Raw genomic sequence first — 13,533 nt, forward strand, 5'->3', positions numbered from 1 at the left:
CGCCGCGCGCCTGGCAGCCCGTCTGCGCCGCGGCCGCTGACCCGGCGCGCGCGCCCGCTGCCGGCGACGCCGCCGCCGTGCGCCGCTTCATGCAGGCCTATCTGCAGCCCTGGCGGCTCAATGGCGCCGACGGCCGTCCGGCCGTCAACACCGTCACCGGCTATTACGAGCCCCTGGTGCGCGGGGCGCGCGAGCGCAGCGCCCGCCATCAATGGCCGCTGTATGGCGTGCCCGACGACCTGCTCACCATCGACCTGGGCGCCGTCTATCCCGACTTGGCCGGCAAGCGCGTGCGCGGCAAGCTCGATGGCCGCCGCGTCGTGCCCTACGATACCCGCGCCGGCATCGAAGCCTCCGACCGCAAGCCGCCCGTGGTGGCCTGGGTGGACGATCCCGTGGACAACTTCTTCCTGCAGGTCCAGGGCTCGGGCCGCGTGCTGCTCACCGAAGGCCGCGACGCCGGCAAGACCATACGGGTGGCCTATGCCGACCATAATGGCCAGCCCTATGTGTCCATCGGCCGCTGGCTGATCGACCGCGGCGAGCTGCGCGCCGACCAGGCTTCGATGCAGAACATCCGGGCCTGGGCGCAGCGCAACCCGGCGCGCGTGCAAGAGATGCTCAACGCCAATCCCGCCGTGGTGTTCTTCCGCGAAGAGGCCGTGGCCGATCCCGAGCAAGGCCCCAAGGGCGCCTATGCCATTCCCTTGGCGCCCGGCCGCTCGATCGCCGTGGACGCCAGCTTCGTGCCGCTGGGCACCCCCGTCTATCTCGCGACCACCTACCCCGCTTCCGAGCGCCCCTTGCAGCGCCTGGTGTTCGCCCAGGACACGGGCACGGCCATCCGCGGCGCGGCGCGGGCCGACTACTACTGGGGCTTTGGCGACGAGGCCGGCCAGCAGGCCGGCCGCATGAAGCAGCGCGGCCAGATGTGGCTGCTGTGGCCCAAGCAGGCCGGGGAGCCCTCGGCAAGATGACACACCAGATCCTTGTCTGCGGCGCCGGCATTGTCGGCCTGTCGGCCGCGCTGGCGCTGGCCAGGCGGCAGCAGCGCGTGGCCGTCCTGGCTCCGCGCGCCAATGTGCCGCCGGCCGAGCCGGACGTCTATCATCCGCGCGTCTATGCCATTTCGCCGGCCAGCCAGCGCTTCCTGGCCGAGCTGGGCATCTGGGACGCCATGCCCGCCTCCCGGCTGACGCCCGTGACGGCCATGGAAATCCACGGCGACGCCGACGGCCGGGTCGAGCTCAAGGCCTGGCAGGCGGCCCGCAACGAGCTGGCCTGGATCGTCGAGTCCGGCGAAATCGAGCGCGTCCTCATCCAGGCTACCCGCATGTTCGGCATTCCCTGGATAGAAGAGCGCGCCGTCGCCTGGCGTGACGGCGAGGTCGAGACCGAAAGCGGGCAGCGCCTGGCGGCCGAGCTCTTCGTGGGCGCCGACGGCGCCTCATCGCCGCTGCGCGAGGCCGCCGGCCTGAAGCACGCAAGCAAGTCATACGCCGACATCGGCCTGGTCATGCACCTGGATGCCGGACAGCCTCACCACGGCACGGCCTTCCAGTGGTTCCGCGACGACGGCGTGCTGGCGCTGCTGCCCCTGCCCGATACGCGCGACGGTCCCCAGGTCTCCATGGTCTGGTCCATGCGCGAGGACCTGGCCCGCCCGCTCATGGACATGCCGGCGCCCGAGCAGGCCGCCGAACTCGAAAAGCGTCTTTTCCTGGCCAGCGAAGGCCGTCTCGGCCGCCTGCGCGCACGCGGCCGGCTGCACGGCTTTCCGCTCACGCTCGAACATTCCCAGATGGTGGCGCCCGGCATCGCGCTGGCCGGCGACGCCGCGCACCGCCTGCATCCGCTGGCCGGCCAGGGCCTGAACCTGGGCCTGGGCGATGTCGAGGCCCTGGCGCGCGCGGTGGCCGCGCGCGAGCCCTACCGCCAGGCCGGCGACATCCGCGTGCTGCGCCGCTATCAGCGCGCGCGCGCCGAACCGGTGCTGGCCATGCGGCTGGCCACCGACGGGCTGCACCGCCTGTTTGCCGCGCACAACGCGCCGGCGGCCTTCCTGCGCAACACCGGCATGCGCGTGGTCGATGCCCTGCCTTTTCTCAAGCGCCGGCTCATCGAAGAGGCCTCGCGCAACTGAAGGGCGCGGCCGCTTGGGTTCTGGTACCAGGAGTGGTTTCATGAAAGCACGCATCATTTTCCTGCTGGCCGGCCTGTTGTGCGGCACCGCGCTTGCCCAGGAGGGCAAATCGGTGTCGACCGGCCAGCCCGCGGACAAGGCCGACAAGGTCTATTCCACCAGCCAGGTGGGCACGCCCGCCGCCAAGGGCGGCAAGGTCTATTCCACCACCCAGGCGCAACCGCCCGACCCAGCGGCCGAGGCGGTCAAGAAACGCTTCCAGCTGCGCTTCAATGACCTGGACATCACGGCCGTGCGCCGCACGCCCTATGGGCTGTTCGAGGTCCAGGTGGGCGCCGACATGATCTACACCGACGAGAACGTGTCCTGGGTGATGGAAGGTCCCTTGATCGACGCCGCCACGCGCCGCGATGTCACGCGCGAAAACCAGGAAAAGCTCAGCGCCGTGCAGTTCGCGGACCTGCCGCTCGACCTGGCCATCAAGCAGGTCAAGGGCAAGGGCACGCGCAAGCTTGCCATCTTCGAGGACCCCAACTGCGGCTATTGCAAGCAACTGCGCCACACCCTGAAGGATGTGGACGACGTGACCATCTATACCTTTCTTTTTCCCATCCTGTCGCCGGACTCGACGGTCAAGGTGCGCGATGTCTGGTGCGCGGCCGACCCGGGCAAGACCTGGGATGATTGGATGCTCGACGGCAAGCGTCCCGCCACCGCCCAGTGCGATGCGCCCATCGACGGCATGCTGGCGCTGGGCCGCCAACTCATGGTGCGCGGCACGCCGACGATTTTCTTCGAAAACGGCACGCGCGCCAGCGGCGCCCTGCCCTTGGCCCAACTGCAGCAACGACTGGCGGCGAGCCGCTGAGGCAAGCGCCGGGGGAGACAGCACATGAAGATTGCCATACTGGACGATTACCACGAAGTCGCCCTGCGTTATGCCGATTGGTCGGGCCTGGGCGCCGATATCACCGCGTTCCGCGATGCCCTGCCGCAAGACCGGGCGCGCGTGCTGCAGCCTTTCGATGTCATCGTGGCCATGCGCGAGCGCACCGCCTTTCCGGCCGAACTGATCGACGCCCTGCCCAATCTCCGCCTGCTGGTCACCACCGGGCTGCGCAACAACGCCATCGACATGGCGGCCTGCGCGGCGCGCGGCATTCCGGTCTGCGGCGCGCCCGGCAGCGCCGACGCCAATACCGCCACGGCCGAACTGGCCTGGGCGCACCTGCTGGCCTTGTTCAAGCATCTGCCCCAGGAAGACGCCGCGATGCGGCGCGGCATGTGGCAGACAGGCATGCCCGAACCCCTGGCCGGCAAGCGCCTGGGCGTGCTGGGCCTGGGCAAGCTGGGGCAGGCCGTGGCGCGGGTTGGCCTGGCGTTCGGCATGGATGTCGTCGCCTGGAGCCCCAATCTCACCGACGAGCGCGCCGCCCAGGCCGGCGTCAAGCGCCTGGACAAGGCCGAATTCTTCTCCAGCTGCGATGCCATCAGCATCCATCTCATCCTGAGCGAGCGCACGCGCAATGTGGTGGACGTCGACGCCCTGGCGTCCATGAAGCCCACCGCCTACCTGGTCAATACCTCGCGCGCCGGCCTGGTCGACCAGGCCGCCTTGCGCGATGCGCTGGAAAAGCGCCGCATCGGCGGGGCCGGACTGGACGTCTATCCGGTCGAGCCGCTGCCGCCCACGGACGCCGTGCGCGACCTGGACAACGTCATCCTCACGCCGCATCTGGGCTATGTCAGCCAGTCCAACTTCGAGGCCTTCTACCGTAATGCCGTCAAGGCCGTGCAAGCCTGGATGGATGGCAAGCCCATCCAGGTGCTCAACGCCTGAGCGGCAGGGGGCCGGCCCATCGCCGCCAGGGCCCGAATTCTGCAATCCCCTTCATGTTGCCGGCCGCCTCCATGCCTATCGCGCCGCGCGATTACCCCGAGTGGGCCGGTTTCGAGCCGTGTTTTGGACGACAGCGGGATGCCGCCGTCCTGCCCGGGCTCATGCCCGGCGGCTGAAAACGATCTTCTGTTCGTTCAGGCCGGCCGCGTCTTCTTCGACGGGCGCGCCACAGGCCTGCTCGTCGTCGGCCGGCTCGTCGAAGGCGATGTCGCCGCCGGCATCCGGCACGCCCGTAGGCTTGAGCCCCACGAAATCGAATAGTTCGCGGTCCATCAGGTGCGAGGGCACCACGCGCGACAGCGCATTGAAGACATTCCAGGAGCGGCCCGGAAACTTCCTGTCCCATTCCTGCACCATGCGCGTGACTTCCTTGCGCTTGAGGTTTTCCTGCGAGCCGCAGAGGTTGCACGGGATGATGGGAAACTGCTTGAGCTGGGCATAGGCGATGAGATCGCTCTCGGGGACATAAGCCAGCGGCCGGATGACGGTATGCCTGCCGTCATCGGAGACCAGCTTGGGCGGCATGCCCTTGAGCTTGCCGCCGTAGAACAGATTCAGGAACAGCGTGCCCAGGATGTCGTCGCGGTGATGGCCCAGCGCGATCTTGGTGGCGCCCAGTTCGTCGGCCACGCGGTACAGGATCCCCCGGCGCAGGCGCGAGCAGAGCGAGCACATGGTCTTGCCTTCGGGCACCACGCGCGTGACGATGGAGTAGGTGTCCTGCGTCTCGATATGGAAGGGCACGCCCAGCGCGGTCAGGTAGTTGGGCAGGATGTCCGGCGGGAAACCCGGCTGTTTCTGGTCCAGGTTGACGGCGATGAGCTCGAAGCGGAAGGGCGCGCGCTTTTGCAGCGCCATGAGGATGTCCAGCATGGCATAGGAATCCTTGCCGCCGGACAGGCAGACCATCACGCGGTCGCCTTCCTCGATCATGTTGTAGTCGGACAGCGCGCGCGTCGTCTCGCGCGCCAGGCGCTTGCTCAGTTTGTTGCCTTCGTGCCGGGCCTTTTCCTCGGCCGGGCTGCGGTATTCGGTGTCGGCGGTGCTCATGGTTCAACGGCTGATCTGGATTTCCACGCCCACGGCATTGCAGTCCGAGAAGGCCATGGGCTTGCTGATGCGCAGGCGCAGGGCACGGACTTCCTCGAATTCGGCCAGCAGGCGCGCGGCCACCTGTTCGGACAGCGTTTCGATCAGGTTGACATGGGCCTGGGTGCACTCCTGGACGATGGCTTCGCGCAGGCGCCGGTAGTCCAGCACGCTGTGGATATCGTGGTCGTCCACATTGCGCGTGATGTCGATGTCGAACTCGGCATCGACATGCAGCGGCTGGGTGGCGCGGCGTTCATGTTCGAGGATGCCGATACGGGCGTCCAGGGCGAGGCCCGAAATGAAAATACGGCGAGTAGGCATAATGAACTCAGGGCGGGGAGAAGCTGAATTGTAAGTCGCTGGGGCCGCCCGCGCGGTCTGACTACAATTCGGGGACGGGCGCTGGCACGGAAAAAGGGATATATGCAGCAGTTCTACGATGCGGTCATAGTGGGGGCGGGCCCGGCGGGCGCCTCTTGCGCGGTCTGGCTGGCCAGGCTGGGCCTGGCGCCGGTGCTGGTCGAGGCCGGCGCGCGGGCCGGCGGCCTGACGGCGGACAACCCTTTTGCCGACGACTGGATCGTGGCCGCGCCCGGCCGGACCGGCCAGGAAATCGCCGCCCAGATCGCCGAGAGCCTGGCGCTGGCCCAGGTGCCGCTGCGCCTGAACGCCCCGGCGCGTTCGGTGCGGCCTTGCAAGGGCGGCATCGAATTGGCGCTGGACGGCGATGCGCTCAAGGGCCGCTGCCTGGTCATCGCCTCGGGGGTGCGCGCCCGCGGCCTGCCCGGCCACCCGCCCGAGGCCCGCTGGCCGGGCGTGCTGATCGGTCCGGGCTCGCCCATCGTGGCCCAGGACTACACCGGTCTGTCCGTGGCGGTGCTGGGCGGCGGCGACAATGCCTTCGAGAACTTTGTCTACGTGCGTAACCGCGGCGCGCGCCAGGTGCATCTCTATGCGCGCAGCGTGCGGGCGCAACAGCAATGGGTGCAGCGCGCCGGCCGCGAAGGCGTCAGCGTGGGCGCCTACGAGGTCGATCCGCGGGCGCGCAGCGTCAACGGGCGCCCTTACGATCTCATCCTGGTGTTCTATGGCTGGGAGCCGCAGGCCGGTTTCGCCGACGGCCTGAACCTGGCGCGCGATGCGCGCGGCTATATCCAGACCGAGACCGCGACCGCGCGCACCAGCCTGCCGGACGTCTATGCCATCGGCGAAGTGGCCAATCGCGCGCATCCCTGCGTGGTCACGGCCATGGCCGACGGCGTGGTGGCGGCCAAGGACATCCAGCGGCGCTGGGAGCGCCGGCCGCTTTAGGCGGCCTCGCCCAGCACGCAGTCCAGCGCTTCGGGCGCGGCCAGGCGCAGGCGGTAGGCGCGCAGTTCGTCGCGGCGGAACACATGCACCAGCACGCGGTCGCCCGGCCGGTATTGCGACAGCAGCACGTCCAGGCCGGCGGGCGCTTCGACCCTGAGGCCGTCGATGGCCACCAGCACGTCGCCCGCCGACAGGCCGGCGCGGTGCGCGGCGCCGCCTTCGAAGACAGTGGCCAGGACCAGGCTGTCGCCCTGCTTGCGCGTGCGCACATCCAGGCTCGGGATGGGGCTGGCCGTCTTCCATTGCACCGAGATGCCATGCGGCGCCAGCAGCTCGGCCAGGGGCACGTCGGCGCGCCCGTAGGCATGGCGCTGGATGAAGCGGCGGGCGTCCACGCCGGTGGCCTCGCGCACCAGGGCCGGAAACTCGTCTTCGCCCAGGCCTTGCGGGCGGCCCCGGTAGAAATCCCGGCCATAGCGCTGCCACAGCAGGCGCATGACGTCGTCCAGGCTGTGCTGGCCCCGGCTGTCGCGGCGGATGAGCAGGTCCAGCCCCAGGGCGACCAGCGAGCCCTTGGTGTAATAGCTCACCAGGGCATTGGGCGAGTTCTCGTCCTGCTTGTAATAGCGCGTCCAGGCGTCGAACGAGCTTTCGGCCACCGATTGCTTGTGGCGGCCGGGGCTGCGCATCACGCCGGTGATGGTCTTGCCCAGCATGCGCAGATAGTCGGCACGGGTGATGACCCCGGCGCGCAGCAGGAGCAGGTCGTCGTAATAGGAGGTAAAGCCTTCGAAGATCCACAGCAGCCGGGTCAGGCTGGGTTCCTGCAGCGCATAGGAAGGCGCGAAAGCCGCCGGCTTGATGCGCTTGACATTCCAGGTGTGGAAATACTCATGGCTGACCAATCCCAGGAAGCTGCGGTAGCCCTCGCCCTGGCCTTGCTGGCCCAGCACCGGCAGGTCCTTGCGCGTGGTCATGAGCGCGGTGCTGGCGCGGTGTTCCAGGCCGCCGTAGCCGTCGCCGGTCACCATGGTCATGAAGACATAGCGGTCGGCGCAGTCCAGGAAGGGCGCGCGCCGTGTGCGCGGTTCGAAAAACGCAATCTGCGTTTCGCAGATTTTCTGCACGTCGCGCGCGATGCGCTCCAGATCCAGGCGCGGCGCGACGCCCGTGAACACCAGCTCGTGCTCGGCGCCATGGGCGGTGAAGCGGGCCACTTGCGGCGTGCCCATTTCAACGGGATGGTCGATCAAGGCGTCGTAGTCGGGCGCCTGGTAGCGGCCGAAGCCATGGCGGCGCGCGCCCGCCTCGCGCAGGCTGGTGTAGACCTTCCAGCCTTCGATGCCCGGCGGCGGCGCCAGCTCCAGCAGGCAGGGCTGCGTGTCGTGGCCATGCACGCGCAGGAACACGCTGGTGCCATTGAAAAAGCCGTGGCTTTCGTCCAGGTGGGCGCCGCGCACCGACAGGTCCCAGGCATAGACCGTATAGTCGATGACCAGCGGCCCCTCGCAGGGCGCCGCCTGCCAGCTGTGGTTGTCGGTCTTCTCGACCGGCACGGCGCGCCCGCCGGCGCGCGCCGTCAGGGTTTCGATCTGGCGCGAAAAATCGCGGATGAGATAGCTGCCCGGGATCCAGGCCGGAAGCGACAGGCGCTGGCCTTGGGGATCCGGCCGCGGCACCGTTAGGGTTATCCGGTAGCGATGACCGGCCGGGTCGTAGGGCTCAAGGCGGTAAATTACGGGTGCGTCGTTCATCCGCATATCTTACTTCCCCTATTCTTCGCAGGAGACATTCCATGAGCGAGTCGTTTGTACTGGTCGAAACCCGTGGCCGAGTCGGTTTGCTGACCCTGAACCGGCCCAAGGCCCTCAACGCCCTGAACGATCAGCTCATGGACGAGCTCGGCGCCGCCTTGCTGGCCTTCGAGGCGGATGCCGGCATCGGCGCCATCGTGATCACGGGCAGCGAAAAAGCGTTTGCCGCCGGCGCCGACATCGGCGCCATGAAAGACTGGTCGTACATGGACGTCCATGGCAGCGAATACATCACTCGCAACTGGGAGACGCTCAAGCGCGTCCGCAAGCCCGTGATCGCGGCGGTGGCAGGCTACGCGCTGGGCGGCGGCTGCGAACTGGCCATGATGTGCGATATCGTGATCGCCGCCGACACGGCGCGCTTCGGCCAGCCCGAGATCAAGCTGGGCGTGATCCCCGGCGCCGGCGGCACCCAGCGCCTGACCCGCGCGGTCGGCAAGTCCAAGGCCATGGACCTGGTGCTCACCGCCCGCATGATGCACGCCGACGAGGCCGAGCGCAGCGGGCTGGTGTCGCGGGTGGTGCCGGCCGACAAGCTGCTCGACGAGGCCCTGGAGGCCGCCACGGTCATCGCCTCGATGTCCCTGCCTTCGGTGATGATGGCCAAGGAGTGCGTCAACCGCGCCTTCGAGGTCTCGCTGAACGAAGGCCTGCTGTTCGAGCGCCGCGTCTTCCATTCGCTGTTCGCCACCGAAGACCAGAAAGAAGGCATGGCCGCCTTCACCGAAAAGCGCAAGCCCGATTTCAAGCACCGCTGACGGCCTGCCGGTTACGGTCGGTAGTTCCTGGTTTCGATTCGCCCAAGACGCCCGCGCGCTTCCGCCCGCGGGCGTCTTGCCTATGGGAAAGCGCCGCCGGCGGCGGCCGGGCGGGCGCCGCGCGCCGTGGGCGCGGGTTTCCCGTTGAAACGTTTGCATTGCACTCTGTTGCAGGCCGGAAGCCTATGCTGGACAGGCAAGTTGTGTCGCGGCCGGCGCCACGGGCGGCGGAAGCGGCTCATTGTCCAACGAGAAACAAGGAGCCTCATATGCGAACACCTGTAAACCGCGCGCTGCGCTGGCAAGCGGCCCTGGTGGCCGGCGTGATGGGCATGGCCGCCGTGGGCGTCTCCCAGGCGCAGGGCCGCTCCCCCACGCCGACGATGCGCCTGGTGTCGGAGACGCCTTATCCGGCCCCGGCCACGGGCGTGCGCCTGGCGCCCCTGTCGGCCCAGGAGCTGCGCGATGTGGCGATCGATGCCTACATCTACGCCTATCCCATGGTGCTGATGGAAGTCACGCGCCGTCAGACCACCAATGTCCAGTCGCCCGTGGCGGGCCGCGCGCCGATGAACCAGTTCGGCCACCGCACCTCCCTGCCCGATGCGCGCACGGCGGACGTGGCCTGGCCCAGCACCGATACGCTTTACTCCAGCCTCTGGTATGACGTCTCGCGCGAGCCGCTCATCATCCAGGTGCCGGACGCCGGCGACCGCTTCGTGATGCTGAACCTGCTTGACATGTGGACCGACAGCTATGCCACCCGCGGCACGCGCACCAATGGACGAGGGCCGCAGACCTTCGCCATCGTGGGGCCGGGCTGGCAGGGCAGCCTGCCGGCTGGCGTGGACCTGGTGCGCAGCCCGACCGCCATGGGCTGGCTGATCGGGCGTGTGCAGGCCGGCGGCCAGGGCGATGCCCAGGCCATCAGCCAATTCCAGGCCGGGCTGTCGGCCACGCCGCTGAACCAATATGGGCGCGGCTACGGCTTTGCCGCCAGCGGACCGGTCAACACCACCTGGAACACCCAGGGCACGCCGGCCGAGCAAGTCGCCAACATGGATGCGGCGACCTTCTTCACGCTGTTCTCGGAGCTGGTGCGCAACAACCCGCCCCACGGCAACGACTATCCCATGCTGGACCGGCTGCGCCGCATCGGCATCGGCGACCGTCCGCTGGTCTTCGGCCAGCTGGAGCCGGTGGTGCAGCAGGCCCTGATCGACGCGCAGCCCGTGGCCGGTCGCCGCATCGCCGACGGCGTGTCGCGCCTGAGCACGCAGGCCAACAACTGGAACACCGTGCTTACGGGCATAGGCACCTATGGCACGGATTATCTGCGCCGCGCCTCCGTGGCCTACGCCGGCCTGGGCGCCAGCCCGCCCGAGGAAGTGATCTATCCGGTCACCGGCTCGGACAACAAGGGCCGGCCGCTTGAGAGCGGGCGCGACTATGTGCTGCACTTCGACAAAGGCCAGCTGCCGCCTGTCGACGGGTTCTGGTCCATCAATCTCTATGACGCGCGCCAGGGCTTTGCCGAAAACCAGGCCAACCGCTACACGCTGCGCAGCACCGACCCGCTCAAATACAACAGCGATGGCTCGCTGGATATCTATATCCGGCGCGACTATCCGGGCGAGTCGCGCGCGGCCAACTGGCTGCCGGCGCCGCGCGATGGCACCTTCCTGGTCAACCTGCGCCTCTATGCGCCGCGCAACATCGCCCTCGACGGCCAGTGGGCGCCGCCGCCCATCGTGCGCGACTGACCCCGGGGCGCGTCCGTCCTCCCCGGCCCCCGCCGTCGTCCGCGGGGGCCGGTTTCCGCGGGCTTGAAAAGGGACGGGGCATCCCCCTGAGAGGCCCTTTTCCCATTTGTCTGCCGAAATGCTTTCAAGCTATACTTTCGCGGTTTGACGCTTGCGGGGTAACACGTAGCTTAAAAGCTGCGCCCGGGCGGCCATAGCAAATTGGGCGCAAAACGCCAAGAGAGGCCACGGTCAGTGGCCCGGTTCCCACCCCGATCCAGGGGGCTTATCTGAGGCACTTGCCAGCCATCACCGATTCCGATCGGCGACGGTGGGTGGAGTGTGGCGGGCGGCGGGGTGCCGGGTTGCGGGTCCATGTTCTCGAGGCAGGCCTGGAACCGTGCTGCGATGTCGTGGCGATATCGTGGGCGGTTATGGGCGGGGAAGCTTGATGCAGAAGAGTTTGGTTCTTACCGATGCTGATCGCGCGGCTATCAATGCGCGTGCGTGCCGGGAGCTCTTCATGGCTGTCTTGGCACAGGGGCTCATGGGACTCGTAGCGGCAGCAATCGCGGGGGTTGTTGCGGGGACGGCGGCGGCGACGTCGGCGTTGTTGGGAGCGGGGGCGTATTTCTTGCCCAATGCATTGTTTGCATTGCGCTTGCTGATAAACGTCGTCAAGTCTGTCCGGCCCAATCCGTTGACTTTCTTCCTTGGCGAAATGTTCAAGCTGCTCATGACGGCCTTGCTGTTGTGGCTGATCTGGCACTACACCCAGGCCTGGCTGGTCTGGCCGGCGGTGCTGCTGGGCTTGATCCTTACGCTCAAGGGCTACCTCCTGCTGTTGATGTTCCGCAAGCTGTCTTAGCGCAATTAACAATCGTGCATGCCGTCACGCAAGTGGCGGCGCACAGCAAACAGGGTAGGATTTCACATGGCTGCAGCCAGTGGCGCGTCGCCTCAGTCCGAGTACATCCAGCACCACCTGGTGCACCTGAACAACCTGGGCGAGAAGCAATCCGTCATCGCCCAGTTCAACGTCATCAACTATGACTCGTTGTTCTGGTCCATCCTCATGGGTCTGATCGTCGTCTTTTTCCTGTGGCTGGCCGCGCGCCGTGCCACCTCGGGCGTGCCGGGCCGCTTCCAGGGCTTTGTCGAGATGATCGTGGACATGGTCGATGACCAGGCCAAGGGCATCGTGCACAACGCCAAGAGCCGCCTCTTCGTCGCCCCGCTGGCCCTGACCGTGTTCCTCTGGATCATCCTGATGAACGCGCTGGACCTGCTGCCGGTCGACCTGCTGCCCTCGATCTGGCGCGCCACCGGCCTGGGCGCCCATCACGGCGACCCGCTGTACTACCACCGCATTCTCCCCACCGCCGACCTGAACGTGCCGATGGGCATGTCGCTGGGCGTGCTGCTGCTGATGTTCTATTACGGCATCAAGATCAAGCACCCGGGCGGCTTCGTCAAAGAATTGTTCACCGCGCCCTTCCATGCGCACGGCCTGGCGGCCGTCGTGCTGGCGCCCTTCAACCTGCTGCTCAACCTCATCGAGTACGCCGCCAAGTCGGTCTCGCTGGGCATGCGGTTGTTCGGCAACATGTTTGCCGGTGAGCTGGTCTTTATGCTGATCGCCCTGCTGGGTGGCGCCTGGACGGGCTTCAACGCCTCCAGCATCGGTTTGGGCATTGGGCATGTGTTGGCCGGTTCGGTGTGGGCAATCTTCCACATCCTGATCGTGCTGCTGCAGGCATTCATCTTCATGATGTTGACCCTGGTGTACATCGGTCAGGCTCACGAAGGTCATTGATCCCAATTTTCGGTGTGCGCCATGGTGGCGGGCACCGATGGCAAGATTTTCTTGCATTCAAGTAGTACCCGTTTTCCAACATTTCTGACTTCAGATTTTTAACCAAGGAGTTGTCATGACCAACGTCGCTTTCGTTGCTCTCGCTTGCGGTCTCATCATCGGTCTGGGCGCTATCGGCGCTTGCATCGGTATCGCACTGATGGGCGGCAAGTACCTGGAAGCTTCGGCTCGTCAGCCCGAACTGATGAACGCGCTGCAAACCAAGATGTTCCTGCTGGCCGGTCTGATCGACGCGGCCTTCCTGATCGGCGTGGGTATCGCCATGCTGTTCGCCTTCGCCAACCCGTTCGTCGGCTAAAGGCCATGCCCGCCGGCGCGAGGCGGGCCCGCAGCTGGGCGTGGTGCGCCCGGCAAGTATCGAGAGCTCCGTGCCGCCCCGCGTCGGGTAGCCGGAGCCGCAAGGTGTTAAAGGAACGACCGTGAATCTGAACGCGACGATCTTCTTCCAGATGCTCGTGTTCTTCGTTCTGGGCTGGTTCACGATGAAATTCGTGTGGCCGCCCCTGACGAAGGCGATCGATGAGCGCCGCCAAAAAATCGCCGACGGCCTTGCCGCCGCCGAGAAAGGGAAAGCCGACCTGGCCCAGGCCCAAGCGCGCGTCAGTCTGATCGAGGCTTCTGCCAAATCTGAAACCCACGCTCGCATTGTCGACGCTGAGAAGCAAGCTGCCGGCCTGATCGACCAAGCCCGCCGCGAAGCCGAAGCCGAGCGTGCGCGCATCGTGGCCCAGGCCGCCCAGGACGCCGCCCAGGAAGTTCAGCGTGCCCGTGATGCCCTGCGCGACGAAGTCGCCGCGCTGGCCGTCAAGGGTGCCGAACAGATCCTCAAGCGCGAGGTGGACGCCCGCGCCCATGCCGAGCTGCTCAACCAGCTCAAGGCGCAGCTTTAATCCGGGA

General features: G+C 67.1%; 14 protein-coding genes. 11 read left to right on the forward strand and 3 right to left on the reverse strand.

Annotated elements, in window-relative coordinates; genetic code table 11:
• The 4 genes from mltA to AXA74_RS11210 form a co-directional block, all read left to right on the forward strand.
• The coding region (mltA, locus tag AXA74_RS11195) for a murein transglycosylase A (RefSeq protein WP_060833158.1) at positions 1-977 on the forward strand (977 nt) is incomplete at its 5' end.
• Positions 974-2,143: a UbiH/UbiF family hydroxylase gene (locus AXA74_RS11200; protein WP_029577612.1), complete on the forward strand. Its 1,170-nt coding sequence runs from the start codon at positions 974-976 to the stop codon at positions 2,141-2,143. The genes mltA and AXA74_RS11200, both read left to right, overlap by 4 nt.
• 40 nt (positions 2,144-2,183) lie before the next feature.
• Positions 2,184-3,011, forward strand: a complete 828-nt coding sequence (locus AXA74_RS11205) for a DsbC family protein (RefSeq protein WP_032957966.1) — start codon at positions 2,184-2,186, stop codon at positions 3,009-3,011.
• Positions 3,012-3,035: 24 nt separating this feature from the next.
• Positions 3,036-3,983 (forward strand): D-2-hydroxyacid dehydrogenase family protein, encoded by a 948-nt coding sequence (locus tag AXA74_RS11210; protein ID WP_029577610.1) that lies wholly within the window; start codon positions 3,036-3,038, stop codon positions 3,981-3,983.
• Positions 3,984-4,142: 159 nt separating this feature from the next.
• Here the strand turns inward: AXA74_RS11210 and ttcA are convergent, their stop codons facing one another.
• On the reverse strand, positions 4,143-5,093 hold the full coding sequence (gene ttcA / locus AXA74_RS11215; RefSeq protein ID WP_029577609.1) for a tRNA 2-thiocytidine(32) synthetase TtcA: 951 nt from the start codon (positions 5,091-5,093) through the stop codon (positions 4,143-4,145).
• A gap of 3 nt (positions 5,094-5,096) precedes the next feature.
• Positions 5,097-5,456, reverse strand: a complete 360-nt coding sequence (folB, locus tag AXA74_RS11220; protein WP_029577608.1) for a dihydroneopterin aldolase — start codon at positions 5,454-5,456, stop codon at positions 5,097-5,099.
• Between the two features lie 102 nt (positions 5,457-5,558).
• Here folB and AXA74_RS11225 point away from each other — a divergent pair, with 102 nt between their 5' ends.
• Positions 5,559-6,446 (forward strand): NAD(P)/FAD-dependent oxidoreductase, encoded by an 888-nt coding sequence (locus tag AXA74_RS11225; RefSeq protein ID WP_029577607.1) that lies wholly within the window; start codon positions 5,559-5,561, stop codon positions 6,444-6,446.
• Here AXA74_RS11225 and AXA74_RS11230 read toward each other — a convergent pair.
• Entirely contained in the window at positions 6,443-8,206 is a 1,764-nt protein-coding gene (locus AXA74_RS11230; RefSeq protein WP_126623635.1) for a M61 family metallopeptidase, read from the reverse strand. The two genes, AXA74_RS11225 and AXA74_RS11230, sit on opposite strands and share 4 nt — an antisense overlap.
• 35 nt (positions 8,207-8,241) lie before the next feature.
• Here AXA74_RS11230 and AXA74_RS11235 point away from each other — a divergent pair, with 35 nt between their 5' ends.
• The 6 genes from AXA74_RS11235 (at position 8,242) to AXA74_RS11260 (ending at position 13,526) form a co-directional block, all read left to right on the forward strand.
• A complete protein-coding gene (locus tag AXA74_RS11235) occupies positions 8,242-9,018 on the forward strand; it encodes an enoyl-CoA hydratase (protein ID WP_029577605.1) in 777 nt (258 codons plus the stop codon).
• Positions 9,019-9,287: 269 nt separating this feature from the next.
• Positions 9,288-10,781, forward strand: coding sequence for a DUF1254 domain-containing protein (locus AXA74_RS11240; protein WP_029577604.1), 1,494 nt, complete (start codon positions 9,288-9,290; stop codon positions 10,779-10,781).
• 430 nt (positions 10,782-11,211) lie between these two features.
• Entirely contained in the window at positions 11,212-11,628 is a 417-nt protein-coding gene (locus tag AXA74_RS11245) for an ATP synthase subunit I (protein WP_029577603.1), read from the forward strand.
• Between the two features lie 66 nt (positions 11,629-11,694).
• Positions 11,695-12,576, forward strand: coding sequence for a F0F1 ATP synthase subunit A (gene atpB / locus AXA74_RS11250; RefSeq protein WP_029577602.1), 882 nt, complete (start codon positions 11,695-11,697; stop codon positions 12,574-12,576).
• 115 nt (positions 12,577-12,691) lie between these two features.
• Positions 12,692-12,934, forward strand: a complete 243-nt coding sequence (gene atpE, locus AXA74_RS11255; RefSeq protein ID WP_003815363.1) for a F0F1 ATP synthase subunit C — start codon at positions 12,692-12,694, stop codon at positions 12,932-12,934.
• 121 nt (positions 12,935-13,055) lie between these two features.
• A complete protein-coding gene (locus AXA74_RS11260) occupies positions 13,056-13,526 on the forward strand; it encodes a F0F1 ATP synthase subunit B (RefSeq protein ID WP_029577601.1) in 471 nt (156 codons plus the stop codon).
• Positions 13,527-13,533: the final 7 nt, after the last annotated feature.

The sequence above is a fragment of the Bordetella hinzii LMG 13501 genome (assembly GCF_001548475.1).
Lineage (GTDB): Bacteria > Pseudomonadota > Gammaproteobacteria > Burkholderiales > Burkholderiaceae_B > Bordetella > Bordetella hinzii.

What these genes read in the sequence shown, in the direction of transcription:
- AXA74_RS11200 (WP_029577612.1), top strand. Translation starts at nt 974, where the DNA reads ATGACACACCAGATCCTTGTCTGCGGCGCCGGCATTGTCGGCCTGTCG.
- AXA74_RS11205 (WP_032957966.1), top strand. Translation starts at nt 2,184, where the DNA reads ATGAAAGCACGCATCATTTTCCTGCTGGCCGGCCTGTTGTGCGGCACC.
- AXA74_RS11210 (WP_029577610.1), top strand. Translation starts at nt 3,036, where the DNA reads ATGAAGATTGCCATACTGGACGATTACCACGAAGTCGCCCTGCGTTAT.
- ttcA (WP_029577609.1), bottom strand. Translation starts at nt 5,093, where the DNA reads ATGAGCACCGCCGACACCGAATACCGCAGCCCGGCCGAGGAAAAGGCC.
- folB (WP_029577608.1), bottom strand. Translation starts at nt 5,456, where the DNA reads ATGCCTACTCGCCGTATTTTCATTTCGGGCCTCGCCCTGGACGCCCGT.
- AXA74_RS11225 (WP_029577607.1), top strand. Translation starts at nt 5,559, where the DNA reads ATGCAGCAGTTCTACGATGCGGTCATAGTGGGGGCGGGCCCGGCGGGC.
- AXA74_RS11230 (WP_126623635.1), bottom strand. Translation starts at nt 8,206, where the DNA reads ATGCGGATGAACGACGCACCCGTAATTTACCGCCTTGAGCCCTACGAC.
- AXA74_RS11235 (WP_029577605.1), top strand. Translation starts at nt 8,242, where the DNA reads ATGAGCGAGTCGTTTGTACTGGTCGAAACCCGTGGCCGAGTCGGTTTG.
- AXA74_RS11240 (WP_029577604.1), top strand. Translation starts at nt 9,288, where the DNA reads ATGCGAACACCTGTAAACCGCGCGCTGCGCTGGCAAGCGGCCCTGGTG.
- AXA74_RS11245 (WP_029577603.1), top strand. Translation starts at nt 11,212, where the DNA reads ATGCAGAAGAGTTTGGTTCTTACCGATGCTGATCGCGCGGCTATCAAT.
- atpB (WP_029577602.1), top strand. Translation starts at nt 11,695, where the DNA reads ATGGCTGCAGCCAGTGGCGCGTCGCCTCAGTCCGAGTACATCCAGCAC.
- atpE (WP_003815363.1), top strand. Translation starts at nt 12,692, where the DNA reads ATGACCAACGTCGCTTTCGTTGCTCTCGCTTGCGGTCTCATCATCGGT.